The following is a 25,273-nucleotide window of genomic DNA, read 5'->3' on the forward strand; positions in this document are numbered from 1 at the left end:
TGGTGGGAGTAAAGAGTGCAAGAGTGAAAGAGTGGAGTCTGGACTGGCTGTCGGATGTGAGTGTGTTCGCGGTCAACCGGCTGCCCGCTTATTCTGACCACAAATATTATAAAACGGTACAGGAAGCGGAGGCGCAGGGTCCCATGGATATGCGCCACAGTCTGAACGGTACGTGGAAGTTCAACTATACGGCAAATCCGGCCAGCCGTCCGCAGTCTTTTTACCAGCAGGATTTCGACGTAAGCGGTTGGGGGAGCATTACTGTACCCGGTCATATCCAGACCCAGGGCTACGGGCAGATGCAGTATGTGAACACGATGTATCCGTGGGACGGTCATCATGAGCTGCGGCCGCCGCAGCTTCCGGAGGGAGACAATCCGGTAGGCAGCTACGTGACGAGCTTCCGTCTGCCGGATTCCATGAAGAACCGGCCTGTTTTCATCTCCTTTCAGGGCGTGGAAACAGCGTTTTATGTATGGCTGAATGGGCATTTTGTCGGTTATGGGGAAGACAGCTTCACCCCTTCCGATTTCGAGCTGACTCCTTTCCTGCAGGAGGGGGAGAACCGGCTGGCGGTTGAGGTGTACCAAAGAAGCACGGGCGCGTGGCTGGAGGATCAGGATTTCTGGCGTTTTTCCGGTATTTTCAGAGATGTGTACCTGTACACCATTCCTGACATCCATGCCCGTGATGTTAAAGTGCAAGCCGGGCTGGATGATTCCTATACGAACGGAACGCTGCAGTTGGACCTGACGCTGGAGCAGGAAGCAGCGGCTCGGGTGCGGGTGGACATCAAGGATGCGGATCAGCAGATTGTTGCTTCGTTGGAGGGGGCTTTCTCGGGCGGAAAGTTGTCTCTCTCAGGAAGTATCGAGCAGGTCAATCCATGGAGCGCGGAGCAGCCTTATCTGTATACTTTGTACATCCATATCTATAACGAAGCCGGGGAACTGGTGGAAGTCATTCCGCAGAAAGCAGGCTTCCGCCGCTTCGAAATGATCAATAAAGTGATGAGCCTGAACGGAAAACGCATCGTGTTCAAGGGCGTAAACCGCCATGAATTCAACTGCCGCACGGGACGGGCGATCACAAAGGAAGATATGCTGTGGGACATCCGGACGTTGAAGCAAAACAATATGAATGCGGTCCGCACCTCCCATTATCCGAACCAGACCTTGTGGTATGAGCTGTGCGACGAGTACGGCATTTACGTCATTGATGAGATGAATCTGGAGACACACGGATCGTGGCAGAAGCTTGGGGCGGTCGAGCCGTCCTGGAATATTCCGGGTAATCTGCCGGAGTGGCAGGATATTGTCATGGACCGGGCGGTATCGATGGTGGAGCGGGATAAGAACCATCCATCTATTCTGATCTGGTCCTGCGGCAATGAATCCTATGCGGGCGAAGTGATTTTGAATGTGGCGAACTATTTCCGAGCCGCAGACCCAAGCAGACTGGTCCATTATGAAGGCGTCTTCCACAACCGGGATTACAATGATACGAGCGATATGGAAAGCCGCATGTATGCCAAGGTGGCTGATATTGAACAGTATCTGAACGATAACCCGCAGAAGCCTTACATTAGCTGCGAGTATATGCACGCAATGGGCAACTCGGTTGGGGGCATGCACAAGTATACTGAGCTTGAAAATAAATACGAGATGTACCAGGGCGGTTTCATCTGGGATTATATCGATCAGGCTGTGGTGAAAAAGAACCGCTACGGTAAGGAGTACCTTGCCTTTGGCGGCGATTTTGACGACCGGGCGACGGATTATAACTTCTGTACGGACGGTATTGTTTACGCGGACCGGAAGCTGTCACCCAAAATGCAGGAGGTCAAATTCCTGTACCAGAACATCAAGCTCTTTCCGGACCGCAGCGGAGTGAACGTGAAGAATGAAAATCTGTTCACGGGAACGGAAGCATATGATCTCGTGTACAGCCTGCTGCATGAAGGGCGGGAAATCTATCGCGGCGTTCTGCAGCCTGAGGTGGCTGCGGGAAGTGAGGCATCCATCGCGTACGAGCTGCCGGATGTAGCCGCTGCACCGGGGGAATATGCCATTCATGCTTCGCTCTTATTGCGCGAGTCTGCCCTGTGGGCGCCTGCCGGATATGAGATCGCCTTCGGCCAGCATATTTTCCAGGTGGAGGATTCAGCATCTGCGCAGCTGCCTGCGGGTGAGCTGAAGGTTGTACAGGGAGACGTGAACATCGGTGTACATGGCAACAACTTCACGGTGATGTTCTCGAGGGGGGCAGGCAGCTTGACCTCGCTCCGTTACGGCGGACGGGAGATGATTGCCATGCCGCCTGCGCCGCTCTTCTGGCGGGCAACCACCGATAACGACAAAGGCATGGCATTGGGATACGAGGCGGGTGCCTGGTTCGCCGCAAGCCTGGCGCGCAAATGCACGGATATTGTGCTTGAGGAAGGCGAGGGCAGCGTGACGGTTACTTTCCGTTACAGCTTCAGCGTGCATGCCGGGATTGAAGTGGCCACGGCCTATACGGTGTATGCGGATGGAAGCGTGCGGGTGAAGACTACGTACAAGGGTGCTGCCGGGCTGCCGGATTTGCCGATTTTCGCCCTGACGTTCAAGGTACCGGCGGACTACAGCCATTTGGATTGGTATGCAATGGGGCCGGATGAGAATTACGCGGACCGCGCTTTCGGGGCAAGGCTGACTACGTTCCGCAACGAAGCGGCGGACAATGTGTCCGGTTATGTCGTACCACAGGCGTCCGGCAACCGCACGGGGGTCCGGCGCGTGGACATTACGGACGATTTGCAGCGCGGTATCCGAATTACGGCACCGGTCTCGGCGCCCGTTGAGGCCAACATCTCGCCGTACACCGCATTCGAGCTGGAGAGCGCCTATCATCTGTATGAGCTGCCCGATGTTCACTACACAGTGGTCACGGTAGCGGGCCGGCAGATGGGCGTGGGCGGTGACGATAGCTGGGGAGCTCCGGTTCATGAGGAGTACCGCATTAAAGCGGACCAGCCGCTGGCGTTTGAATTTACGATTCAGCCGCTGTGAGGATTATAGAAATTATAGATTAAACTTGAACAAGTCTGATGAACGGCACATCCCGAGCTCGGTCAGTTCTCCTATATGGGGACCTGACCGAGCTCGGGATGTGTTTTTTATGTGAGGGGGATTTCTTAGTTCGTTTGGCGAAAGATATACTCAGTTTGCTGCTCATACGATTTGACGAAGTTGTTATGAAAGTGTTAAAAGAGAAGACTGATTCATACATTATCTTGCATATGGAACATATTTCCTCATAAGTGCTGGTGATACTTGTGTCTTGTGGATTTCGATACTTTGTGCACCAAAGGGCAGACTTGTAGCGTGATCAGTGAAATAGCGGTTTAGGCCGGAATCTTAAAATGACGTAAATTGTCAAGAAGAGGTTTCTTCTCACAAGGCTTATTGGTAAACATACACAACGAATTGCCTAAAGACTCTTCCCGGATGCGCCGTACGACATCGTCAAGCGTCAAATTTACCTGATCTCTCATCCACTCCCGCCGCTGAAACTCAAGATAGTTCTCCGTCAGAAATTGAGTGCGGAAGGCGGCGAGAACGTGGACATTGATTGCAAACCCAGGCGACAACAGAGGATCTGGCGGCTGAGTGGGAATCACGTGGAAGACTATCCGAATGGCACCTCAGTAGAATTAATTGTTAAGTAAACAGTAAAAACTGACCAATGGTCCTAGGATTATTTCTCTATTTTTATTTACAAAATAGACCAAGTGGATTATACTTCACTTAACACATGGAAACCAACCGTTATGCAATCCGGTAGTACCGGTTGAGAGGCTCTGTCGGCTTTGTCGGTGAGCTTTTTTTATTTTGAATCAATAGAGAACCCGATAAAGGTGGTTATTAAGTTGCTCAAAATTGCAGAATTAGTGTTAATTGGGGATCTTATGCGTTTATCTAAAGATAAGCTTAAGGAAATTTGTACCAATCTTGACATGCCTAATGATGGGCCTGCTAGCGAATTGGTCTCCAAAATATGGATAAGAATGAAAGAAAGTGAAGAGACGCGGCATCGAGTATTTGAAGCGTCACAAGAGCATATATTTGGAGGTAAGACTTCTGTCTCGTGGTACAAATTTTCAGATGGAATAAAAGGCTTAAGAGAAATAATCCAACAAAACCATACGGCCTTTAATCCGTTTGAAACTTTACATATGCCTTTGACTGAGCATATTTCAAGTGATCCAGTGCTCATTGGGGCAGCACAGGGAGTCAAAGAACACGAATATTATCTAAAGTATACGTATAAAGTGGGTGTCACAAGAGAAATAATACTTGATAATATTGAGACACGCCCAAAAACGGCTACAACTACATTATATGTAAATGAAGAGGAAGGGTTTATTGAAGTTAGGACTGACCCTAAAAACGCAGAGAAGATTGCTAAAGGTTTCGCTCAGTTAATTAGGCAGCAGGTAATAATGGATCCCGTGAGGGTGATGGCCCCGTTTGGATACAATGCTGAAGATTTAGCGGATGCCTTAGGTGGGGAACTTATCGATACTGTTGGAAAACCTAATATTACGTTGGATGAATTTACGCAATCTCAGGCTTCCTCGGTTGTAACAATTTTATCAGCACTTGATTCTTATTTTGAAAACGAAGATATTTCAGAATTACAAACTAATTTACAGGAAGCAAGGCAGTCTTTGGGAGAAGAGTTTTCTGCCATTCCGTTCACAGCATTAATTTTGAATGGCATGGAAAAGGTCGGGATGGGTGTTAAGGAAAGAGATCTAAGGGGTACTCCTTTATATGATTATTTAAAAACAAGCATTGAACATCAAGGATGCTTTATTCAATTCCCAGTGGAGGAAGATGGGGTAAGGACAACACATACCATTCGTGTAGGCATGCAATCCAACTCTATTTTTTTTATGTCACAAGCTTCCGAAGCTGCAATCGACTTTGTTAGAAAGCGTGTTATAATGTAGGAAATAAAACTGAAGGGGGGGCTAGCAATGGTTGATATATGGGAAATTGACGATTGGGTTGAAATAGCAGCAACTTTACCAATCAAAAGATTCTATCCTTCAGCCGTTGCAAAGGCTACAGGCATCCCTCTTGACCAAGTTTTTAACAGACTGCTTCATTTGGTAAAAGGTGAGGCGCTTATCTTGCTCTACGAAATAAGATGTCCTGAGTATGATTGTGTAAGAACGGTTGGTACAATTGAGAATTTGAACACTGTGGATTACCTAGGCCACTGTGGGATTCATGGTAGCTTTGAATTGTCACCTGATAGTATTTTTCCTGTTTTTGAATTCAATCCTATTTATAAAGAACGAATAAGGGCAAAAAAAAAGGGAAAAACCGACTTACACTAAAGCCAGTACTAGCCCTGTAATTGAAAACATTGGGGAACCTCCTTCTCGGTTATCTGATTTATTAACTCGAGAGAATGTTGAGGCATTAAAACAGGTAAACCCTTTTTTTACTTTAGTTTTTCAACAGTTCTATGGAGGAGAATTTAAAATGTCCGAATATAATATTGGAAAGGTAGAAAACAATAGTGGTGCTCAATCCATAGGGGATTCAAGTAGCGCTACATTTGTTAATAACCAAAGCTCTAATGAAGGATTGGCGGATGTTACGAAGCAGTTAATTGAATTGATTGCAGAGAATGAAGACATGCCAAAGGATACTCAAGATGAGTTATCAGAGGCAGTTTCTGCGGTTTCGGATCAAGCGCAAACAGACAAGCCCAATAAGACAATTATGAACTCGCTTCTTGGGAGTATCGAGAGAGTTATTTCTGTGGCAGAAAAAACACCTGCGCTCATATCGGTATATGATAAATGGAAAACATTTATTGAACCTTTTTTAACTTAGTAATTTGGAGTCATCTTTTATCTTATATGTCTGCTACTAAAAAAAGCAAATGCTCTACCGGCTTATAGCTGGCAGAGCATTTTTGTTTAAAAAAAATGTGCCAAGGGTTGCAAAGTGTTCTGATAATTCCGATTTATCGATTTCAACAGTACCAACTGCTCGCTATCCGTACATCTTATGCGGATTAAGGCATCGTTTACTAATTCGGCAATGATAAAAGCGGCGGCATCACGTGCCAATATAATCGGCAATCTCGATGTAATGCAACCGAATAGATTTCAAGAGTATTCATAGATAATAGGCAACATTGAAGTATGTTTAAGAATATAGGGAGGCGAAGGGGTCTCTGTTTTGATAAGTAAGACTCAAGGATATGTAACCGTGTATTTAACGGCGAGTGGTCAAACACTGATGTGGCGGCGCACAAAGGAGGTAGTATATGGTTAAAAAAACTCTTTTTAAGATGGATAATGATCCGCTCATCAGCTCTTATGGGACTCTGGCCCACGAAGAGGTGGTGAAACAAGAAGTCTACTCCATTAAAGATAACAAAATGGTTGTCAGAAGAATTTTGGAAACCGGGATGAATTTCACCGAGTCCCCATTTGAAAGACAAGATGCAGAAGTAGTGATTCTGTCGGATATTGAAATACAGTTCGCTTTGTATCCGTTCTACATGATCTACGACGATAGAGAATATCATGAATTGCATTTCAAACCCAAATATGTAGGAGAACTGAATTTCCCTAATGAGGAAAATCAATTAAATGATGAGATATTAGCCAGGCTGCTCTCCATCTTCGATTCTATACGGGTGGCATACCAACAGGGTAAGTCTCATGTCCAGATCACCCTATCAAGTACGGATTCAATAACGGGAATTTATAATATTTATCAAAAGTTGAATGAGGAATCCCGGTTGAACCCATTCATTTTATCCCTTTTAAGCAAAGGAAAGGGGCGTCACTCGGAAGACACCCCTTATGTTGCGTACCAGTATCAGCCTGCTGAAGCCGAACTTATTGAAATTGAAGCTAATGAGGAAGAAAGGATTTTCATAGATTTTGTTCAACAACAACTTGAACTATCCCCCTATTTTCTATTCTACTGTGTAGGCTGGAGCGAAGAAGATATTACAGAAAGTAAGGAGTTGAAGAAATTAGCCAAGTATTTCAAAAAGATATGTTTCCTTTCAACACCCGATCCGTTTCTGTCGCAGATGATGATCATATACAACTAAAATGACAGGTGCAGCTGAAATCGGAGCTTAACAAGAACAAGACGGCGTACGTGATCATCTTAACGGACTGCAATGCCCTTATTTCGGCGAAATCAAGCGTTTATGGAATGTTAACGGACCCCATAGTCTTTATTTAGCATTTACAAGAATGCTATGGGCCATTTTCAGGCAAATAAGATCTCCCCAGTCCGTTAGGGCAATGATATTCCGCCTTTTGGGGTAAATAAGATCAATCGAGTCCGTTAGCGGTAAAGGATGACGATTCCTCGCTTCATCAGTTTGTTGGTTCAGGTGATTCATCACGTGCACAGAAATTAACATGACCCAAAGAAGAGGTGTTTTGATCCAATTCGTTGTGGTCATGTTCTGTACACGCTTGAACGACCTTTTTCCTCTGAGTGCAGACTTGTGATGTTTTTTAAGTTAGACTTTTTCCATAACTTACCTCTGATCCGAATAACGCCACCATGCTAAAGTGCCGACAAATCCGGCAGCTCCGGTCACGCCAAGAATGATATAGCTCATCATGTTCAATATCTCGGCTGCAGTCCCCCCAGAACTGAAATGCAGCGTTTGCAGCGCCGGAATGGCCCATGGCACATAGGGACCGGCCGGGCCTGGCCCAAGACTTAACGCCAGTACTAATGTCAGGAAAACAAACCCGATCGGAGCCAGCCACCCTCGTGACCAACATGCTATAAAAGCGACAAGTGTGCACAGCAGCATATTGAAAACAGTGGTTAAGCCGAACACGCCAAAGGCTTGCCAAATCATGTCCGCTGAAAATCCGGGTAATCCCACAATCATTCCCAAGCCAAGCACATAAACAAATAAGACCACTGAGATCAACACACAGCTCACGAGAACCGCTGCATATTTCGCCAGCACAATGTTCAGGCGCGACACAGGCAAGGCCAGCAGATCTTTTAGCGTGCGATCCGCATATTCGCGGCCGAATAACCAGCTTGTCAGAAAACCAAAGCCGATGGAGCCCAAAATCGTAAACCGATAGACTGCACCGCTCAGATAGGAATGCCAATCCGGTTGTCCTACTTCTTGTGAAACGACGGCCATGACAAACAGAAGTGTTAACCAGGGAACTAAAGAACGGCGTAATTTGTAAATTTCAACCCTGAGAGCAGCAATGAAATAGTTCATTTCGCATCTCCTCCAATCATCCCAACACTTCTCAAAAAGTACGACTCCAGACTTTCTTCTTCAACCTTCAGCAGCGATGGCGGCAGATCAGCATGCACTAACAGCTGCGCAATCTGTTCCGGATGCCGGATGGCATACTCACTTGTGACTTCAAGCCGTCCATTTTCGGACAAATGAACGGTATATCCCTCGTCCGCCAGCTTGGCTCTTGCCGCTTCTATTTGCTGCGTATCTACCCACAGGCGTCTGTGGAATGCCTGGTTCAGCTCTCCTGCGCTCATTTCCTGAATCAAGCGGCCTTGATGGATAATGCCGATCCGGGACACCATCTTGGACATCTCCTCCAGAATATGACTGGATATAAAGATCGTGACGCCATGATTGCGGGCCAGATCCTGAAGCAGTTGCCTGACTTGAACAATGCCGGCCGGATCCAGGCCATTGGTAGGCTCGTCCAGGATCAGAATATCCGGATTATGGATCAGCGCTTTCGCCAGGCCAAGTTTCTGCGCATTTCCCAGGGACAGGTCTTTCGCCTTCGTGTGCTCATAGAAGGTCAGCTTCAGCTTCTCCAACACTTCATCAATGGGTTTCGTACCGGAAAGCCGTCGCAGACGGCAGATGATCTCCAGGTTCTCCCGCACGGTGAATGAAGGATAAGCGTAAGGTGTCTCTACAAGATACCCAACCCGCTGCCACAAACTATGATCGCCGGCATCCACCGGTTTGCCATTCAGCAGGACAGCTCCGGAAGTAGGACGGATCATGCCCAGCAGAAGCCGAATGATCGTCGTTTTCCCTGCGCCGTTGAGCCCCAGAAAGCCGTAGATTTCACCTTTTTTGACAGAAAGGGAAATGCCGTCAAGCACCTTCCGATCTCCATATTGTTTAATCAAGTTGCGTGTTTGAATCATTTCTGACATTGATCAGCACTCCTTGTTTTTAAGGTATCTCTCCTCGGAGTTATCGTACAACAAGTGAGTAAACTGAATTTAAATCGAAAATTCCGAATAATTACAGTTTATATGCGTGTGGTGTCTAATTCGGCAACGTTACAGTAAAAGTTGTCCCCGCACCGGGAGTGCTGCGCACACGGATACCGCCACCGTGCAAATCCACAATTTTTTTGGCGATGGACAGACCAAGCCCGCTGCCTTGATTCGAACGCTCTCTTGATTTGTCTGCTTTATGGAAACGCTCGAAAATTCGCTTCTGATCTTCCTCTGAAATACCTATTCCCGTATCCGATACGTGAACCTCGATCGTTTCGCCATGCTGATGCAATTTAACCCGTATCCTGCCGCCCTCGGGTGTAAATTTAATGCTGTTGTGAATCAAATTGATCCAAACCTGGCTCATCCTGTCTTCATCCAGCATGCAGGTTACTTCGTCCAGGAAAGCCTCCACATCGATTTTTTTTCCTCTCCATTGCGGTTCGCAGGCCAGAATCAGGTCCCTGATCTGCTTGTCCAGATGGTATGGCCGGGGTTGCAGGTTCATACTCTCCGATTCCAGAACGGCAAGCTGAAGCAAGCTGTCGCTTAGCTTGGACAGACGTACGCTTTCGCTTTCAATAATGCTTAAATAGAGCTTTCTCTCTTCGATGCTTAATAGATCATTGCTCTGCAGGACCTGGGCAAACCCCCGGATGGATGCAAGAGGGGACTGGATTTCATGAGATACATTGGAGATGAACTCCTGCCTCATATTCTCCATCTGCTCTAAATCCGCAGCCATGTTATTCACGCTCTTCACCAATTCGCCGAACGATTTGTGTTCATTGAATGTATCCTTCAGTCTGGCTTTGTAGTCGCCTTTGGCGATTCTCTCCAATACGTGGATGACGGCGTTAAACGAATCGATATATTTTGTGATGTTTCCGTATTTCAGGTAGTACCTTGCCAGCAATAAGAGGGCTATCAAAATCAGCCAAGTGAGGCCCTGGCCATAAATGGGTTCTACTGCCGGATCATGTCCTGTTGCAAAAAAAATGATGCGTGTAAAAAGTCCGGCCAGCGCGCCGCAGCCAATGATAATTGCGAAAATAACAATGAACAAAACGAACCCTTGAAGTATCGTATCTTTTCGCGAAAGCCTTTTTTTCACGAATAGACCTCCAGACAATAGCCAAGCCCCCGCACGGTCCTGATGGCAAACGAATGATTGGTTTCCGGAAAACGCTGCCGCAGCCGGTTGATGTGCACATCCAGCGTCCGTTCGTTTCCTTCAAATTCATACCCCCATATGTCCGTAATGAGCTGTTCCCGCGAAAATGTTTTATTCGGATGACTGGCCAATTTGAACAAAAGCTCGAATTCCTTTAGCGGCAGAAAAACAATGGCTTTATCCACGGTAACTTCATAGTTTCTACGGTTTATAAACAATTCACCAATTTGCACCGTTTGGGACGATACAATTTGATAACGCCTCAACAATGCCTTGACCCGCATCACTAATTCCAGCGGCTCGGCAGGTTTAACCAGATAATCATCGGTGCCGAATTGGAATCCCTTCACTTTCTGAGAGATTTCCCCTTTAGCCGTGAGCATAAGCACCGGAAGATCATAGTGAGTCCGCAGTTCCCGGCACAGCTGCCAGCCATCCATATTCGGCATCATCACATCAAGTATGACCAGATCAACTTTGATGGTCTCCAGCAGGGAAAGAGCTTCGATTCCATCGGAGGCTTCGTACAGGTCACAGCCTTCGTTGTCCAAAACAGCTTTCACCAACTTGCGAAAGTGGGGATCATCATCGACGACCAATATTTTATTCATGATGACTTACAGCTCCTTTTTGTAAGTGCTATAAAGTACATTTTGTATGTTATTTCGAATGGATTATACACCTCAAGCAGATAAAGTACAAGTTGTACGCTAAATTGTGGTATTCTTATTAAAAGAGATCAATCGGGAGGAAATACGGATGGCCATGGAACGAAGAAGAGGAGAAAAACTGGAAGTGGCAATTCTGGAAGCAGCATATGAAATTCTTTCAACAACAGGATATGAGCATATGACCTTTCAAAACGTTGCAAAACAGGCGAAAACGAGCAGAACCGTAATCTACGGGCGTTATCATAACCAGGCTGATCTCCTGTATGCGTTGGTGCAATACAGATACAGGCAGGCGCTCGGCGGGAAATTGATTGATTTGGTGCAGGAACAAGGGAGCCTGAGAGAGGATTTATCGGCTGTTTTAGAGCTGTACCAGCAATTTTTGGAGGCGGTGGGTCCGGAGCTTACGAGCGCTATTTTGTTTGAGTTAAGCCAGAAAAATGAGCACTTCCGGGAGCTCTCCATCAGGGGACGTGAAAGCAATATTGACATGATGAAGAAAGTACAGGAGTTTGCCAGACAACGAGGGGAAATCAAGCATGAATTTTCGGTCATGCAAATGAGTTTGCCGTTTGATATTCTGCGTTTTGAGAATATGGTGCGTGGCGGAAAAGTATCAAAAGTGTACCTGAATCAGTTGGTTGATGAGGTGTTAATGCCAATTTATATGAAAGAATGATAATTTTTAGGCCCAACCCAGAATTGGGGAGCTTGACTGCTGCTGTGGAAACAAGCAATGGTCGCCTTCTGCTCGCCTTCAAAATAGCGCCGTTCCTGTCCGTTAGATCATGAGGTATGCCGTATTGCCAAGCGCCGACCGGGGTGTGCGTTTATTTGCTCACAAAACATCGGATTTTTAAAGGAATTGGCCGGATTTTTGAACGGACAAGCTGGAAGGTGTATATATAATGAGAAATGTAAGTGTATTCCAGTTATAGGTGAGAGGAGGGGTTTTGTTTTCTACAAAATTGAAAGCGTTTCATACATTCGTCTAGGGAGGGAAAAATCGATGACAGGAAAGAGAAAAGGCCTTGGCTTTATTTGTGTCATGCTTTCGATTGCCCTGCTCGTTCCATTTCAAACCAGCTTTGCATCGAATTCTGGTATAGCATCTAATTCCGGTATAACGCCGGAGGATCAGGCGGTCCCCATCACTGCGGAGAATAATGCGGTCACGGATTCAGTCTACGGTGTGGTCTATGGAATGCTTCCTGCAAGACAAATGGAACGGCTTGATCGCGGTCTGGTGGCGATTGCCACGGATGATGGCATCTTCGTCAGCTGGAGACTTCTTGGCACCGATCCTGATAATGTCTCGTTTCATCTATACCGAGATGGGAAGAAGCTGAATCAAAGCCCGATCAGGGACAGTACGAATTTCCTGGACCCGGAAGGCACGGCCGACTCCACCTACTCGTTGCAGGCGCTGGGTGGTGTACAGGCCGGGCACGAGGAGCGGATGGCTGGTCCGGTCGGCGTCTGGGAGACGAATTATCTGACAGTGCCCATTCAGAAGCCGGCAGGCGGGGAGACGCCCTCCGGAGCCTATACGTATCGCGCCAATGACGCGTCCGTCGGCGATCTGGACGGCGACGGACAGTACGACATCGTTTTGAAGTGGGACCCGACCAACTCGAAGGATAATTCCCAATCCGGCTATACGGGTAACACTTTCATAGACGCTTACAAAATGGACGGAACACGCCTGTGGCGTATCGATTTGGGGAAGAATATCCGCTCCGGCGCGCATTATACACAAATGATGGTGTATGACCTGGATGGTGACGGCAAGGCTGAGGTGGCGGTCAAGACCGCAGACGGAACCATTGACGGTGTTGGTAATGTCATTGGAGATGCAGCAGCCGACTACAGAAATGGAAGCGGATACATTTTGTCCGGTCCCGAATATTTTACGATCTTTGACGGGGAGACTGGCAGAGCGCTCGTCACTGAGGATTACGATCCACCGCGGGGCAAGGTTAGCGATTGGGGCGACAGCTACGGCAACCGTGTCGACCGCTTTGGTGCCGTGATCGCTTATCTGGACGGGGAGCGGCCAAGCCTTGTCTTCCAACGCGGGTATTATACGAGGATGGTCTTGGCTGCTTATAACTGGCGTGATGGAGAGCTGACCAAGCTGTGGACATTCGATACAAACTCGCCGGAGAACATGTCTTATCAAGGGCAGGGCAACCATCAGCTGAGTGTGGCGGATGTCGATGGCGACGGAAGGGATGAAATTCTGACAGGACCTGCCGCCATTGACGATGACGGCACAGGACTGTGGAATTCCGGCCTCGGTCACGGCGACGCGATGCACCTTGGCGATCTGGATCCTGACCGCCCGGGTCTGGAGCTGTTCGCAGTTCAGGAGAACAAGTCTGCCCCGTACTCCAATAACTTGAAGGACGCCCGGACCGGAAGTGTGCTGTGGGGGCTGCCGCAGCTTGGCAAGGATGTCGGGCGCGGGCTCGCGGCGGATATTGACCCGCGCTATAAAGGCGCGGAAGCCTGGTCGGTCGGCGGTGGTTGGGACAGTCCGAACGGCTTTTTGTTCAATGCGAAAGGGGAGCAGATCGCCAGCAGCATCCCGTCCGTCAACTTCGCCATCTGGTGGGACGGCGACCTGAGCAGGGAGTTGCTCGATCACAAGTGGCTCGGCGATCCGCTGCGTGTCGGCATCCCGAAGATCGACAAATGGAATTACGAAACGAACCGGCTGGACAACCTGCTGACGATGAACGGCACGTATTCGAACAACGACACCAAAGGCACGCCTTCGCTGCAGGCCGATCTGTTCGGCGATTGGCGCGAAGAGGTGATCGTCCGCACGGAGGACAGCAGTGCGCTCAGAATCTATTCGACCACCGATATAACGGATTACCGGATTCATACGTTAATGCATGATCCGGTATACCGCCTTGCAATTGCGTGGCAGAACACGGGCTACAACCAGCCACCGCATACCGGCTTCTACCTGGGAACGGATATGGACATGCCGCCGCGCCCGAACATCTACCTGACCAGCGACTAATCTTAACAGAGAATTGGATGACGGCTTTCGATGCTTCCGGAAGCCGTCTCTTCTTTAAGGCGCCTGCTGCCAATATTTATTTCAACCGACTTTCAAATCACCAAAAAATCGATGTCATGCTCGGGCATGAAATGATGGACTTTGCTAGCCATGACACTTAACACGTGATAGAATATACTAAACCTCAGAATTCTGTATAGTAACCTTAACCGAAGCATATACTTTTGATAAAAGTATAATGTGGAGGTGCTGGAAAGATGAATGAGCATAAGGAGGACGAGGAAATGCCAGTAACTGGAATCAAACCAATTCGACCTACCAAAACAGTATTTAAGAATGAACAAGCTGCCCAGAAGTTTGAAAACTATGCTTCCCAAGTGAAAAAAACTGAAAGCGTAGGAATGAATCGCATGAGAGAAATGATGCAAAACTTTAAGGAGAAAAGGAAGTAGAACAAATGCTGGAATACAGACAGCTTCAAGAAGACGATAGAGCGCTTCTTGAACAGTTTGAGTGCGATGATGAGATATCAGTAAGATCTTTTCTGGTTGAGCAAGCAATAAAATTTCAAAAACTAAATTTAACGAATACCCGACTTTATTTCAACGAACAAGGAGATTTTGTCGGGTATTTTTCACTTTACAATGACATGATGCAGATTGGAAAGTCTAAAAGAAGAAAGCATAAGTTATCTTCGCTCCCGTCATATAAATATTATCCAGCAGTTAAACTTCATTATTTAGGAGTTGATTCAAGACACCGTAAAAAAAGGTACGGTGAATATTTGTTGTTGGCTGCATTAAATCAAACCAGGCAAATTTCGATGGATACAGGGTGCATTTTTTTAAGTGTCGAGTCATTGCCTAGTTCGGTTGGTTTTTATAAGAAATATGAATTTCAGCACCTAAGTTATAATAGACCTTTCACTAATATGTTCTTCAAAATTGCCGAATTGTAAAAAAGAGATACAAAGGATTTGGAATATGTTTGTACATAATTTTATATGACCCTAACTCTCTCTCCCCGCTTGAAAGCGGGGATTTTTGTGTACCTTTTATTAAAGGAAAACATGTTCGGCTAGACCCAACTATTGCTGAGCCTGGGGCTGTTTATTCCGCTTGCCGGATTGCTTAAGCGCATTTACTCCCAGAAGCAGCAGCGGGAAAACCAGGCTGAGCGTGATATTCCAACTGACCCAAAACGGCGGAATGGTCTTGATGTAAAAAATAATGTCCGGAGATACAAGCTGGGTTAATCCGAAGGCCAGCAGGCCGGCCGGCAGGATCAGCATGCGATGGGTGCTGAGGCGGAAAAGCTGGGCTATTCCGAACGTGAAACCGTAAAAATATAATATAGCTTTGAAATAAGTGGAGATAAACCAGGCGAAACCCATCAAGGCCTCGATCCGCTGTAGAAATTCTCCAATGTTAATCTTCTGGGCAAGGATGTAGGCGGCAAAGAAATGCTGCTCCGTGGAATACACCCCAAGCACTGTAATGGAAAGCAGCACAATCAGGTTAAGTCCGAGGGCAGCCAGAAGAACGCCGATAAGAATATCCCGGTTTGTATGCGGCTGGGAGCGCGCGAAAGGATAGATCATAAGCACAATCAGCACCTCTCCGAAAGGGTAAAACACGCCGAATTTTACAGCCTCAGCCAGAGTGATGAAGGGAGTGTCCAGCACCGGCTGCAGCCGGTCCCAATGTAATTGCGGCAGCAGCAGAACAAGCAGTCCCACCAGAAAAAAAGTGAACAGCGGAAGAAAAACTTCTGCTGATCTCGCAATAACCTCCAGACCCAGATACAAACCGCAGACGACCAGAAGCAGCACCATCATACGGACTACACTCCCCGGAGTCCGCTCATAGATCTGTGTGCCTGTAAAATCTTCAATTTCCCTGATATAAATACAGCCTGCAATTAAAAAATACTGCAGGTAAAATAGGGCGACAGCACCCCCGGCCCATTTGCCCAGAATACGTTGTGCGCTTTCAACCAATGTCGATTCAGGGTGGAGACGGCACAGCTGGAGCAGCAGCCAGATCAATGCCACACCCAGCGGTATGCTTGCGGCAGCGGCAATCCAGGCATCCTGCTTGGCAACGGAGCACATAATCTCCGGGTATACGAGGGACATATCCCCCACGAGCGTAAGCAATACGAGAATCGTCAGCTGCCGTGTGTTAATCCTCCATTTATCCGCCATCCATTTTACCTCCGCTGCAATTAATGATTCATTGAAACCATGAGCTGAACCAACTGTTAATGGGGCCGTACACCCAAATAAGAAAATATAACGGGCTGGGCATCCGCTTTTGCGGTGCCGCCAGCAGAACAGTGACAATGCCTGCCGTCAGAATAGCGCCGTAAACAACCCAGTCCCGTTTTTTCCGGGATCGGATCAGCAAAGGCATATCCAGCAGGAAGAGGCACGTTGACACCGCGAGGGTGATGATCCAATTTTTCATGATCATTACTCCTTCACGTCGTGGATAACGGAATTTCCTGTCACGCCTATCCTGTTGATCAGAACATCCGCGGTGTAGTGCACTTCGGTGTTCTTCAGATAAGAAGTGGCGGGTCCCTTTCTCAGCTTGCGCCATGCCTTCGGATCAGCTTTGTAGATCAGGTTCCCGAAACCGAGCGCGTCCGAACGGTATTTATCGATCAAGCCTTCTACAGACGTTTCCATTAATCGTACCACCCGTCTCTCACATTCCTGCTCCAGCTCGGCGATTGCCGCAGGAGTCGTGATATCCATGCCGCTTTGCACATCCTCTATGTTGGCAATCAATGAAACCTGCAGGTAAATATGTGGTTTGCCGTTAATCATCCTGGCCTTGCGCTTTGTATGTGTGGCTAACGCTTCCACTACGATTTTTTTGCGGTCATCCCCGAGAACGGCCCCTGAATTGGCATGCACCCGGTCTGTCGCATAACTGAAGCCGATGCTCTCCAGCCTGTTCAGCCACCCGACGAGCCGATCCTTGCGGAAAACCGCGATGTTGTCAAAACGCAGCTTGGTCCCTGGCCGGGTATTCTGGATGTTTTTCATATCGCCCCCGCCGGGCTTTCCGTCAATTTCTACTCCTGTCAGTACCGCCTGCTGTCCCTCTGTTACCAAATTGTCCATGAGCTCATCCATTTTGATCGTAATCGTGGCGGCTGTAATTTTATCGGATGTACTAACAGAGCTGAACAGACTGTTGGCCGGAATTTTCTCAAGCGGTGTCAACACGCTCAGCACCTCAGAGGCTTTGGCGTTTTTGGCGACCATCACATAGTAATCTGTTCGCATCTCCCGGCTGCGCTTCAGGGCGTCAAGTGTTTCCGAGATTCCGGAGCGCGCAAGCTCTTCGCCGATGACCAGCACCCGAACGTGCCCGACATAGCCCTCCCGGGGGCTTACTAAAGTAAAATTCCGCCATGCTTCGTATACGGTTGAACCCTTGCAGCTATACAAGACCACCGCCGTTCCGCCACCGCCGCCTTTAGCTTCGATATCAGACGGGATGACTGCCTGCATGGATACCATGTATCCGTTCTTCGTTTTATCAATCCCCATTCCAAGCACAAACGCGATTTGGTTAAGCTCCCGTCTCTCCCAGCAGCCGGATAACAAGGGCAGGAAGGACAAGACAACAAGTATGCCGAGGATACGCCCTCTGAGTCTGCCCTTCATGATTCCGAAGCTCCTTTGCGGCCCCATCGCCGCTTCAAAGCCTTGGTCCGGTTCTGCTTGGGATATGTCCGCATGGATTTCCAGGGGAAACGAAACAGAGAGTCTTTGATGTCGTCGCGCACAAATGGGCCAAGAGGGCTCATAAACGGCATACCGAACGAACGAAGCGAGGTCAGATGCAGCACCAGTAAAATAAGACCGCATAGAATCCCGTATAATCCGATGAACGCCGCCAATCCCATGAAAATAAACCGGATCATTCTCGCGGTGATCGACATCCCCAATTCAGGAATGACAAAGCTCGAAATTGCGGTGATGGAGACGATAATCACCATCGCGGAAGAAATAAAACCTGCATCCACAGCAGCCTGCCCGATCACAAGCGTACCCACAATGGAGATCGCCTGGCCGATATTTTTCGGAATGCGTACGCCTGCTTCACGCAGAATCTCGTAGGTAACCTCCATAAATAATGCTTCCACAAATGCCGGAAAGGGAACCCGCTCCCGCTGCGCAGCCAGGCTGATGACCAGCGGAGTCGGAATCATCTCTTGATGGTAGGTCGTTAGGGCGATATAGACGGCCGGCGCCAACATTACGACAATGAAAGCCAGGAACCGGATTAAACGTAAAAGAGTTGCGATATCCGACCGTTGGTAATAATCCTCCGCCGATTGAAAGAAAGTGATAAAGAATGCCGGCACCAGCAGCACAAAAGGAGTTCCATCCACAAGAATGGCTACCTTGCCTTCAAGAATGCCTGAAGACACTGTATCCGGGCGGTCGCTGTTATACATCGTGGGGAACGGCGTTCTCGTTTTGTCCTGAATAAACTCCTCAATATAACCGCTCTCCAGGATGCTGTCCGTGTCAATGGCATTCAGCCGCCGCCGTACCTCTTCCACCACCTCCGCGTTCGCCAGATGCTGCAGATACATGATGGTCACGCTGGTTTTGGTGGTATGGCCGATCTCAAAGTTCTCCATCCACAGCTGACTGTCTTTGATCCGCCGCCGGATCAAAGATGTATTGGTCCGCAGATTCTCCGTAAAACCTTCCATGGGACCCCGGACGACGGCCTGCGAGTTGGGCTGGCTGACCGCTCTCTCTTCCCAGCCGGGAGCTGCGATACGAATGAAGCTTGTGCTTCCTTCCAGCAGGAAAACGGCGCTGCCGGAAAGCAGGCTTTTCATAAGGCTCTCGGGATCGGAGACGATGTTCACATCAGCGGCCACAAGCACATGCTTCAACAGGTAATCCAGCTGCTCATCGGGGGATTGGGCTTCGAGCACTTCGGCCGGTACTTTCCCTACCAGTGCTCCAAGAACAGACTGATGCAGCACCTGCATGTCTACCAATCCATCCACATACAGCAGGGCCGAGCCTGTGTGCTCTGCCAGTTCGAAACGGCGGATGACCAGATCCGGACTGCAGCCCATTGAGCCGCGGATACCAGTGATATTTTGTTCCAGCGAGTCCGTAAGCTCCTTGAACTCTGCGGGTCTGCAGTCAGATGGTTTCATGTCAGCCTCCGTGCCAGGTGGAATTATTGGTATACTACCCCAAATTACGGTAAATATGCAGGTTAAGATTCCTGATTACGGAAGAGCCCACCGTTTCGGTTTGGCAGTCTAGATGTACTCCCATATATACAAATGACAGGCCCGGTTTGGACCTGTCACTCTTGTCGCCTTATGTTTTTAACCACCATTCTCTACATCAGTTACATCTTTCGGAGCAGGCAGTAAGTATTAATCTATGTCTTTGTATACTGTTCCACTGTAGGTTACTCTGACATAATTACTGTATTGGACTATGTTCGTTCTTTGCAGCGTACCTCCCCAACGTCCATCTGAACCATTATCTTCCGCATACACAATCGAAGAGGGGATGCTTTCATTTAAACCAAAATCTCGATATACCGAAACAAATTTCTGCTGATTCATAGTTGTAAGGTTGCTGTCTGAAGAAGTTTCCACCTTAGTAACATCATTTTGCGTAAAGTGGGGAATCGGTGGAGCTGGAGGCTCTGTAATCTCAAAGTTGGGAGATTCAATTGACGACTCGGCTGTTTCTGCTACAAAAACGTATTTCGATGATGGCTGCAGACTTGATTCATCAGATGCCCAGGCTACTCCGCCTGATACGGAAACAGCAAGCAAGGATACGGCTAGTAGGCTCTTGGATGTTTTAATAGTACGTTCGCGTAGAAACTTCATAAAACACCGCCTTAAATTAGTGTGAGTTACAATTCAGATTGTATACCATAATTTGTATAAATACAATCTTTTTTCTACTTTTTTTGGGTTAAAACATACTAATGTTTTACAAATTTGTATTCTAAAGGAGATAAATTCATGATTATTGGCGCAATTATAATATTCGTTGCAGCTATGGTGCCCGTTATCTATCGAATAAACAAAAGACTTACGGAATCTGGAAGATAGATTAAAAGAGCTCGAAAAAAACAATGAATGATATGAGGAAAAACCAAAAAGCCGAGGCAAGGGTTCCCCCCTCCGGAGGTTGCTAAAAATAAGAAGCCCAAGAGAGTAGGATTCTACTCCTTCCTTGGACTTTGTTTGTCCCCCGGTACAGGGGAATATTCATTCGTTTACGGTCCTGGCGGCCGATCTGCCGGATAACATGCGGCTCAGAACGACGACTCCCACTGCGGCAATCGCGACGCCAAGGGCTGCAAACCAGGTTACCGAAGCGAGCGATACCTGCTCTATAATAATTCCTCCCAGCCCGGCGCCGACAGCCATGGATAGCTGCATGGTGGACTGGTTCAGGCTGAGCATCACGCCGGAGGATTCGGGCACGAGGGAAGCAAGGTTATACTGCTGCGTAGGCCCGGTTGTCCAGGCTGCAAACGACCACAGGATCAGGAAAGCAAAAATGCTGACAACCGAGTGAGCCATCGTAAGCAGAATCAGAGAGATGATGTGCAGCGTCATACCTCCGAGCAGGGTAAAAGAAACCCCGCGCTTATCAGCGGAATAACCGCCTGCCTTCGAACCGACCAGACTGGCAATCCCGAACACCAGCAGGGCTGCGCTGAGCAGCGATTCATTTAATTTGGACACCTCAAGCAGATAAGGTGAGATGTAAGTATACGCCAGGGAATAACCGCCCAGCCAAAAGAATGTAATCCCGAGCCCAAGAGCTACATCCGGTCTGGCAAGCAGGGCAAACTGTTTGCGAAGAGGAACAGGCTCATCCCCTTTGATCCTTGGGATTGTCAGGGCAAGGACGATCAGGGCGAGAATACCCGCGAGCGCGATGCCCAGAAAGACCGCCTTCCATCCAAACTGAGACGATACGACCCGGCCGATAGGCACACCGATGATCAGCGAGGCTGTAAAGCCCATTATTACAGTGGCGAGGGCGCTCGCCTGCTTGCCTGGAGCGGCAATCTTGGCGGCAATGCTCAGTGCGGTGACCACGACGACTCCCGCGCCGAGCGCCATTACGATACGAGCTGCAATAAACATCCCAAATTCGGGCAGAACAAAGGAAAGAACATTAGCCACAATGAACAGGCCAAGGGCGTACAGCAGCAGCTTGCGCCGGTCCAGCTGCGCGGTTATGGCCATCAGGATCGGGGTTCCGATCGCGTAAGTCAGGGAAAACACGGTGATGAGCTGGCCTGCCGCGGCAACGGATACTCCCAGGGTCTGCGCAATCTGATCCAGAATGCCTGAGATGATATACTCCGAGGTCCCTACCAAAAAGCTGACCAACGCCAAAATGTACACCTTCCATGTGCTGTGGTTTACCACGTTGCAATTCACTCCTTCAAAATGTTGGAATAAGTATATTTCTAAAAATATCGAAATATTAACGAAAAAAATTTTAGCTTAACAGGTAAGGGGCGTATTTCGCCGCCGTTTCTCTATCCAGGCTGTAATATATAAAGGTTCCCTCTTTACGGAATGTGAGCAGTCCGCATTCGGCCATCTGCTTCAGATGATGGGACAGTGTGGAAATGGCAACCGTTTTAAGCTTGTCACCGAGCGCGGAGCAGCATTGGTCGTCTTCTTCTTTGAGCATGAGCGCAATCTTGAGGCGGGTAGGTTCTCCAAGTGCCTTGTATATTTTCACGGCTTGCTGCATGTCGGCTGGTCCGTTCATAGTGTTGCCCTCCTCGCTAATATTTCGATATTTGCAGAAATAACATAACATATACTTTGGGGATTGTAAATACCTCACTTTTGCTCTTTTGGTCATTAGAAGCTGTCAAGTGGAGAGGGATACCGCTTTGGCTGTTCTGCGTATGCACGAGTCGGAAATGTGTTTAGTCGATTGAAAAACAACCGGACCGGGTAAGGATTTCTCCTTGCTCGGTCCGGTTTTGATTTTTGATTCTGCAATCTTTTCTTGTTCTTTGAAAAAGCTGCTTTTGAGGCAGTCTCTCTTTTGTCTGTTTATTGTTGTTCTTGGATTTGTTCTATTACATTATATGCGTCATCCAAACTACCATTGAAGGTGGACGCAGTGAAAATACGATCTTTAAATACTAAGTGGACAACCTTTCTCTCTTTTCCATTAACGTAAGCAACGGGATGACCATTGATATCAGACACATCGACGGGTTCGCTGTAAAAGCCTTTTATTGACTCAATGGTTTGAACTGCATCACTCGCTGGAGCCTGGGTTACTATGATTTCAGATCCATTTTGAGATTGATAGGTTGCTCTGAAATGATATCCGTCATCTAAATTTTGGGCAGCCAGGCCAATTTGTTTTAATTCAGGAGTGTCACCGCTTTGCAAGGAATTTGTAGCAGTTGCAGGGGCTGCGGCCTTAATACTTTCAGGAATAAGCAACTCTCCCTCTGGAACATCCGAGAGATCAACCGCAGGATCTTCAACATTCGGATCAGGTTCTACTATGACTTCCTGTACTTCGGTTACTTCTATCTCTGTGGAGGCAGTATCTTCACCTTGTACTGCTACATCCTCAACTGTTGTGTTGTTTACTGAATTATCGCTGTCAGCTTCAGCAGCGTAAGTTTGATACATTAAGCCGCCACCAGTTAGCAGAAGAGCACTTGTCAAGCCTGCAACGACGATTTTTTTCTTCATTTTGGGTTATTCCTCCTTTAATAAACGTAACCTCTTTGTACAACAGTATTATTGCTTTGGTAAGTTAGGGACCATTGAAGACGACTGCCACTCGAATAATCACTGCTCTCAAATACGCTATGATAATCCATTCGAGCCCATGTAGATGAACCAGCTACAGCATCGGCTGTCAGACCGTTGGTTCTTTGCATGTTAATCTATGATTGCGCCTTAGATGAAAGAGTTCATCCAACTATATATACCCGACAACCTTTCATAAAGTTTCCAATACAAAATGTAAAAAATAGAGTAAAGACCTATTTTTCTGATTATCCTGATTTTACAGGCTGCGGGGCTTTAATCATATAGGACAAGGAGAAGAACAGTTCGCAAACGGCATTGGGTAGAGTCGGCGTACCCGACGATATCGGTGGCGTCATCGCTTCGTTGTGCACGGAGGAGTTCAGATGGTTTAATGCCCAGCGGATTGAAGTTGCTGGCGGCATGGTGATCTGAGGTCGTGAAATGTCAATCGGGCTGGCCGCTCTCTGCGGTTTTCTGTGGGAGCGGCCGAAGGTATAAGTAATGGACGTACGATAGGATTTCATAGAGCGATCTTTGGGGCTGATTTTGCACCATGTATCGAAGAATTGATCGAGATAGTTCTTTAAGTAAGCATGTTCTATATCATATCAGCACAGCAGAATGCGACAGAGAGCAGTAAAAAAGACCAGCTATAAAAGCTGGTCTGTCCGCTGCGATTATGTAACATTTCTGTTAGGCTCCACCAGCGTGGTCATCTAACGTGTGGTAAACCGGTCCCGTCTCGTGTACCCCAACAGTAAATACAAGGCTAAAGGCGAGTAGAAGTAAGACGATTATTTTTTTCATTCTGGTACACCTCTCTAAAAAGTTTTTGATATTCTGACTGCGTTTCGGGGCCTGCATAGTCCCGATAAGTTTCAAATAACCCCACGCATTTCACCGTGTTGTTATCATAGTTTATTGTAGCCGATTTTGCTAAACTATTTAACAAATATTTAAATCCGGCCTCATACTCGCCTTTATGCAAGTAGTATTCAGATAATCCAATAAGTAAACGTGTAAGCCGTTCTGCCTTCAATCTGTCATCGTAATAGTTTCCTGGTGTATTTTCTCCTTCTGTTAAATGCTGTATTTCCGACTTGAAATGTTCAAAAATTCCATCGACATTGATGTTAAAGCGGTTAGCCAAGTCAGTAATGTTAAGTAACGACAACAAGATGTCATCCTTTATTGTTTCCATATACGTTACATATTCCGGCAGCACGCTTAAATCCCCGGAAAACAATTTGGTTACATACGTATTCGTTTTTGCCCACTCGTGAAATAGACCCTTCCAGTGCAAAACCTCTTCATTATTTTCCTTGACCCAGCTCAAATCCGAATAATTTAAAATAAATTGCAGAGCTTGCCCATATTCTCCACGCTTATGATATACCTCGCCACGAAGTAAATCACTATAAGCAATATACACAAACAACGGTCTGCTCAGTTTAGAATAAGGATCCTCTCTTTTACGATTGTGCCGGTTCTCTGCAAAGTAATGGACTCTTGCTTTCATTCCCATCTGTTCGGAAAACTTATCTACTTTGTCCCACTCGCGCAGGGATCGATAGACATTCGCTAAATCCTTGAGCGCATCAAGCTGCAGGACTTCATCCAATCGGTCTACATATAGCTCTAATTGGGCCGCTGCCTGTAAATTTTGAGCCTGATCGTCACCCAGCTTGATCGTAAACAAACGATATTGACAGAGCGCGAGACGTTCGGAATGCTGGGAATGCTCGGTTACGGCTACCCCTTCATATAAAATGGCTGCAGCATCCTTTTTTCCTTCCTGCAGCAGCTCTTCCGCTGCATCAAACAGCACGGGACAATACACGATGTTGTCTAGCAGCCAACTCGTGACTTGTCGAATGCAGTCCAGCTTATTCAATTCGGCACATTTGAATATAAAGGGCCTGAGCCGTCTCCAATTCGGCTGGGCTGCGGCCATATTGTCCTGTATGTATAGGTCGTAGAAATGGCCTTCCGGGAGCTCCATCAGGCTGGTGATCCGGTCAAGCTGGTTCACCGACATGATCCTTCCGCCTGTGATGATCGAGCTAAGACTTCCTACATTGAGTCCTGTTTTGCGTCCTAAGTCACTAAGAGAAAACTGTTCACGTTCCATATATTTTTCGACTTCTGACCGTATTGTGGTTATATTGTCCAAAGGGAACCACTCCTTCATAAGTTGACATTTCCCGCACATTCTTGATGTCAAACAAATGATAAAAAACCTATAGTAAACAAGCCTAGAATTTTATTCCTAATC

The 25,273-nt window shown here is 47.5% G+C and carries 23 protein-coding genes; 9 read left to right on the forward strand and 14 right to left on the reverse strand.

All coding sequences use genetic code 11. From position 1 onward, the window contains the following. Window positions 1-2: 2 nt before the first annotated feature. From ACI1P2_RS08410 to ACI1P2_RS08430, 5 genes are all read left to right on the forward strand, one after another. Window positions 3-3,050, forward strand: a complete 3,048-nt coding sequence (locus ACI1P2_RS08410) for a glycoside hydrolase family 2 TIM barrel-domain containing protein (protein ID WP_355318850.1) — start codon at window positions 3-5, stop codon at window positions 3,048-3,050. Between the two features lie 860 nt (window positions 3,051-3,910). Further along, on the forward strand, window positions 3,911-4,996 hold the full coding sequence (locus ACI1P2_RS08415; protein WP_355318683.1) for a hypothetical protein: 1,086 nt from the start codon (window positions 3,911-3,913) through the stop codon (window positions 4,994-4,996). A 27-nt stretch (window positions 4,997-5,023) separates the two neighbouring features. Further along, window positions 5,024-5,389: a hypothetical protein gene (locus tag ACI1P2_RS08420; protein WP_355318685.1), complete on the forward strand. Its 366-nt coding sequence runs from the start codon at window positions 5,024-5,026 to the stop codon at window positions 5,387-5,389. Between the two features lie 148 nt (window positions 5,390-5,537). Then, a complete protein-coding gene (locus ACI1P2_RS08425) occupies window positions 5,538-5,894 on the forward strand; it encodes a hypothetical protein (RefSeq protein ID WP_355318686.1) in 357 nt (118 codons plus the stop codon). A gap of 439 nt (window positions 5,895-6,333) precedes the next feature. Further along, complete coding sequence (locus ACI1P2_RS08430; protein ID WP_355318688.1) at window positions 6,334-7,134, forward strand: hypothetical protein; 801 nt, start codon at window positions 6,334-6,336, stop codon at window positions 7,132-7,134. A 441-nt stretch (window positions 7,135-7,575) separates the two neighbouring features. Here the strand turns inward: ACI1P2_RS08430 and ACI1P2_RS08435 are convergent, their stop codons facing one another. The 4 genes from ACI1P2_RS08435 to ACI1P2_RS08450 all read right to left on the reverse strand — a co-directional run bounded on the left by ACI1P2_RS08435 (window position 7,576) and on the right by ACI1P2_RS08450 (window position 11,069). Further along, window positions 7,576-8,292: an ABC transporter permease gene (locus tag ACI1P2_RS08435; RefSeq protein WP_355318690.1), complete on the reverse strand. Its 717-nt coding sequence runs from the start codon at window positions 8,290-8,292 to the stop codon at window positions 7,576-7,578. Further along, window positions 8,289-9,215: an ABC transporter ATP-binding protein gene (locus tag ACI1P2_RS08440; RefSeq protein ID WP_355318692.1), complete on the reverse strand. Its 927-nt coding sequence runs from the start codon at window positions 9,213-9,215 to the stop codon at window positions 8,289-8,291. Before ACI1P2_RS08440 ends, ACI1P2_RS08435 begins: the two co-directional genes overlap by 4 nt. 115 nt (window positions 9,216-9,330) lie before the next feature. Beyond that, a complete protein-coding gene (locus tag ACI1P2_RS08445) occupies window positions 9,331-10,398 on the reverse strand; it encodes a HAMP domain-containing sensor histidine kinase (RefSeq protein WP_355318694.1) in 1,068 nt (355 codons plus the stop codon). Next, the gene (locus ACI1P2_RS08450; RefSeq protein WP_355318696.1) at window positions 10,395-11,069 is read right to left on the reverse strand and encodes a response regulator transcription factor; all 675 of its coding nucleotides are present in this window, start codon (window positions 11,067-11,069) and stop codon (window positions 10,395-10,397) included. The genes ACI1P2_RS08445 and ACI1P2_RS08450 overlap by 4 nt, the downstream gene beginning before the upstream one ends. A 148-nt stretch (window positions 11,070-11,217) precedes the next feature. Here ACI1P2_RS08450 and ACI1P2_RS08455 point away from each other — a divergent pair, with 148 nt between their 5' ends. The 4 genes from ACI1P2_RS08455 to ACI1P2_RS08470 all read left to right on the forward strand — a co-directional run bounded on the left by ACI1P2_RS08455 (window position 11,218) and on the right by ACI1P2_RS08470 (window position 15,121). Continuing rightward, the gene (locus tag ACI1P2_RS08455; protein ID WP_355318698.1) at window positions 11,218-11,808 is read left to right on the forward strand and encodes a TetR/AcrR family transcriptional regulator; all 591 of its coding nucleotides are present in this window, start codon (window positions 11,218-11,220) and stop codon (window positions 11,806-11,808) included. 330 nt (window positions 11,809-12,138) lie between these two features. Beyond that, window positions 12,139-14,163, forward strand: coding sequence for a rhamnogalacturonan lyase (locus ACI1P2_RS08460; protein WP_408976173.1), 2,025 nt, complete (start codon window positions 12,139-12,141; stop codon window positions 14,161-14,163). Window positions 14,164-14,420: 257 nt separating this feature from the next. Next, window positions 14,421-14,615 (forward strand): hypothetical protein, encoded by a 195-nt coding sequence (locus ACI1P2_RS08465; RefSeq protein WP_355318699.1) that lies wholly within the window; start codon window positions 14,421-14,423, stop codon window positions 14,613-14,615. A 5-nt stretch (window positions 14,616-14,620) separates the two neighbouring features. After that, the gene (locus tag ACI1P2_RS08470; RefSeq protein ID WP_355318701.1) at window positions 14,621-15,121 is read left to right on the forward strand and encodes a GNAT family N-acetyltransferase; all 501 of its coding nucleotides are present in this window, start codon (window positions 14,621-14,623) and stop codon (window positions 15,119-15,121) included. A gap of 129 nt (window positions 15,122-15,250) precedes the next feature. On the opposite strand, the gene ACI1P2_RS08475 is transcribed toward ACI1P2_RS08470, so the two are convergent. The 10 genes from ACI1P2_RS08475 to ACI1P2_RS08520 all read right to left on the reverse strand — a co-directional run bounded on the left by ACI1P2_RS08475 (window position 15,251) and on the right by ACI1P2_RS08520 (window position 25,171). After that, window positions 15,251-16,369 (reverse strand): GerAB/ArcD/ProY family transporter, encoded by a 1,119-nt coding sequence (locus ACI1P2_RS08475; RefSeq protein WP_355318702.1) that lies wholly within the window; start codon window positions 16,367-16,369, stop codon window positions 15,251-15,253. A gap of 28 nt (window positions 16,370-16,397) precedes the next feature. Further along, complete coding sequence (locus tag ACI1P2_RS08480; protein WP_355318704.1) at window positions 16,398-16,631, reverse strand: hypothetical protein; 234 nt, start codon at window positions 16,629-16,631, stop codon at window positions 16,398-16,400. A gap of 5 nt (window positions 16,632-16,636) precedes the next feature. Continuing rightward, on the reverse strand, window positions 16,637-17,845 hold the full coding sequence (locus ACI1P2_RS08485; protein WP_355318706.1) for a Ger(x)C family spore germination protein: 1,209 nt from the start codon (window positions 17,843-17,845) through the stop codon (window positions 16,637-16,639). Then, the gene (locus tag ACI1P2_RS08490) at window positions 17,842-19,368 is read right to left on the reverse strand and encodes a spore germination protein (RefSeq protein ID WP_355318707.1); all 1,527 of its coding nucleotides are present in this window, start codon (window positions 19,366-19,368) and stop codon (window positions 17,842-17,844) included. Before ACI1P2_RS08490 ends, ACI1P2_RS08485 begins: the two co-directional genes overlap by 4 nt. 228 nt (window positions 19,369-19,596) lie before the next feature. Further along, the gene (locus ACI1P2_RS08495; protein ID WP_355318708.1) at window positions 19,597-20,064 is read right to left on the reverse strand and encodes a hypothetical protein; all 468 of its coding nucleotides are present in this window, start codon (window positions 20,062-20,064) and stop codon (window positions 19,597-19,599) included. 387 nt (window positions 20,065-20,451) lie between these two features. After that, the gene (locus ACI1P2_RS08500) at window positions 20,452-21,630 is read right to left on the reverse strand and encodes an MFS transporter (protein ID WP_355318710.1); all 1,179 of its coding nucleotides are present in this window, start codon (window positions 21,628-21,630) and stop codon (window positions 20,452-20,454) included. Between the two features lie 73 nt (window positions 21,631-21,703). Next, entirely contained in the window at window positions 21,704-21,982 is a 279-nt protein-coding gene (locus ACI1P2_RS08505; RefSeq protein ID WP_355318711.1) for an ArsR/SmtB family transcription factor, read from the reverse strand. A gap of 293 nt (window positions 21,983-22,275) precedes the next feature. After that, window positions 22,276-22,935 (reverse strand): hypothetical protein, encoded by a 660-nt coding sequence (locus ACI1P2_RS08510; RefSeq protein ID WP_355318713.1) that lies wholly within the window; start codon window positions 22,933-22,935, stop codon window positions 22,276-22,278. Window positions 22,936-23,243: 308 nt separating this feature from the next. After that, on the reverse strand, window positions 23,244-23,522 hold the full coding sequence (locus tag ACI1P2_RS08515; RefSeq protein WP_355318715.1) for a hypothetical protein: 279 nt from the start codon (window positions 23,520-23,522) through the stop codon (window positions 23,244-23,246). A gap of 245 nt (window positions 23,523-23,767) precedes the next feature. After that, on the reverse strand, window positions 23,768-25,171 hold the full coding sequence (locus ACI1P2_RS08520) for a transcriptional regulator (protein ID WP_408976174.1): 1,404 nt from the start codon (window positions 25,169-25,171) through the stop codon (window positions 23,768-23,770). Window positions 25,172-25,273 lie beyond the last annotated feature (102 nt).

Origin of the sequence: Paenibacillus jiangxiensis (assembly GCF_046098255.1) — a bacterium.
GTDB classification, from domain to species: Bacteria; Bacillota; Bacilli; order Paenibacillales; family Paenibacillaceae; genus Paenibacillus; species Paenibacillus jiagnxiensis.

What these genes read in the sequence shown, in the direction of transcription:
- ACI1P2_RS08420 (WP_355318685.1), top strand. Translation starts at nt 5,024, where the DNA reads ATGGTTGATATATGGGAAATTGACGATTGGGTTGAAATAGCAGCAACT.
- ACI1P2_RS08510 (WP_355318713.1), bottom strand. Translation starts at nt 22,935, where the DNA reads ATGAAGAAAAAAATCGTCGTTGCAGGCTTGACAAGTGCTCTTCTGCTA.
- ACI1P2_RS08455 (WP_355318698.1), top strand. Translation starts at nt 11,218, where the DNA reads ATGGCCATGGAACGAAGAAGAGGAGAAAAACTGGAAGTGGCAATTCTG.
- ACI1P2_RS08425 (WP_355318686.1), top strand. Translation starts at nt 5,538, where the DNA reads ATGTCCGAATATAATATTGGAAAGGTAGAAAACAATAGTGGTGCTCAA.
- ACI1P2_RS08460 (WP_408976173.1), top strand. Translation starts at nt 12,139, where the DNA reads ATGACAGGAAAGAGAAAAGGCCTTGGCTTTATTTGTGTCATGCTTTCG.
- ACI1P2_RS08485 (WP_355318706.1), bottom strand. Translation starts at nt 17,845, where the DNA reads ATGAAGGGCAGACTCAGAGGGCGTATCCTCGGCATACTTGTTGTCTTG.
- ACI1P2_RS08505 (WP_355318711.1), bottom strand. Translation starts at nt 21,982, where the DNA reads ATGAACGGACCAGCCGACATGCAGCAAGCCGTGAAAATATACAAGGCA.
- ACI1P2_RS08495 (WP_355318708.1), bottom strand. Translation starts at nt 20,064, where the DNA reads ATGAAGTTTCTACGCGAACGTACTATTAAAACATCCAAGAGCCTACTA.
- ACI1P2_RS08515 (WP_355318715.1), bottom strand. Translation starts at nt 23,522, where the DNA reads ATGAAATCCTATCGTACGTCCATTACTTATACCTTCGGCCGCTCCCAC.
- ACI1P2_RS08450 (WP_355318696.1), bottom strand. Translation starts at nt 11,069, where the DNA reads ATGAATAAAATATTGGTCGTCGATGATGATCCCCACTTTCGCAAGTTG.
- ACI1P2_RS08470 (WP_355318701.1), top strand. Translation starts at nt 14,621, where the DNA reads ATGCTGGAATACAGACAGCTTCAAGAAGACGATAGAGCGCTTCTTGAA.
- ACI1P2_RS08465 (WP_355318699.1), top strand. Translation starts at nt 14,421, where the DNA reads ATGAATGAGCATAAGGAGGACGAGGAAATGCCAGTAACTGGAATCAAA.
- ACI1P2_RS08435 (WP_355318690.1), bottom strand. Translation starts at nt 8,292, where the DNA reads ATGAACTATTTCATTGCTGCTCTCAGGGTTGAAATTTACAAATTACGC.
- ACI1P2_RS08490 (WP_355318707.1), bottom strand. Translation starts at nt 19,368, where the DNA reads ATGAAACCATCTGACTGCAGACCCGCAGAGTTCAAGGAGCTTACGGAC.
- ACI1P2_RS08440 (WP_355318692.1), bottom strand. Translation starts at nt 9,215, where the DNA reads ATGTCAGAAATGATTCAAACACGCAACTTGATTAAACAATATGGAGAT.
- ACI1P2_RS08475 (WP_355318702.1), bottom strand. Translation starts at nt 16,369, where the DNA reads ATGGCGGATAAATGGAGGATTAACACACGGCAGCTGACGATTCTCGTA.
- ACI1P2_RS08430 (WP_355318688.1), top strand. Translation starts at nt 6,334, where the DNA reads ATGGTTAAAAAAACTCTTTTTAAGATGGATAATGATCCGCTCATCAGC.
- ACI1P2_RS08480 (WP_355318704.1), bottom strand. Translation starts at nt 16,631, where the DNA reads ATGAAAAATTGGATCATCACCCTCGCGGTGTCAACGTGCCTCTTCCTG.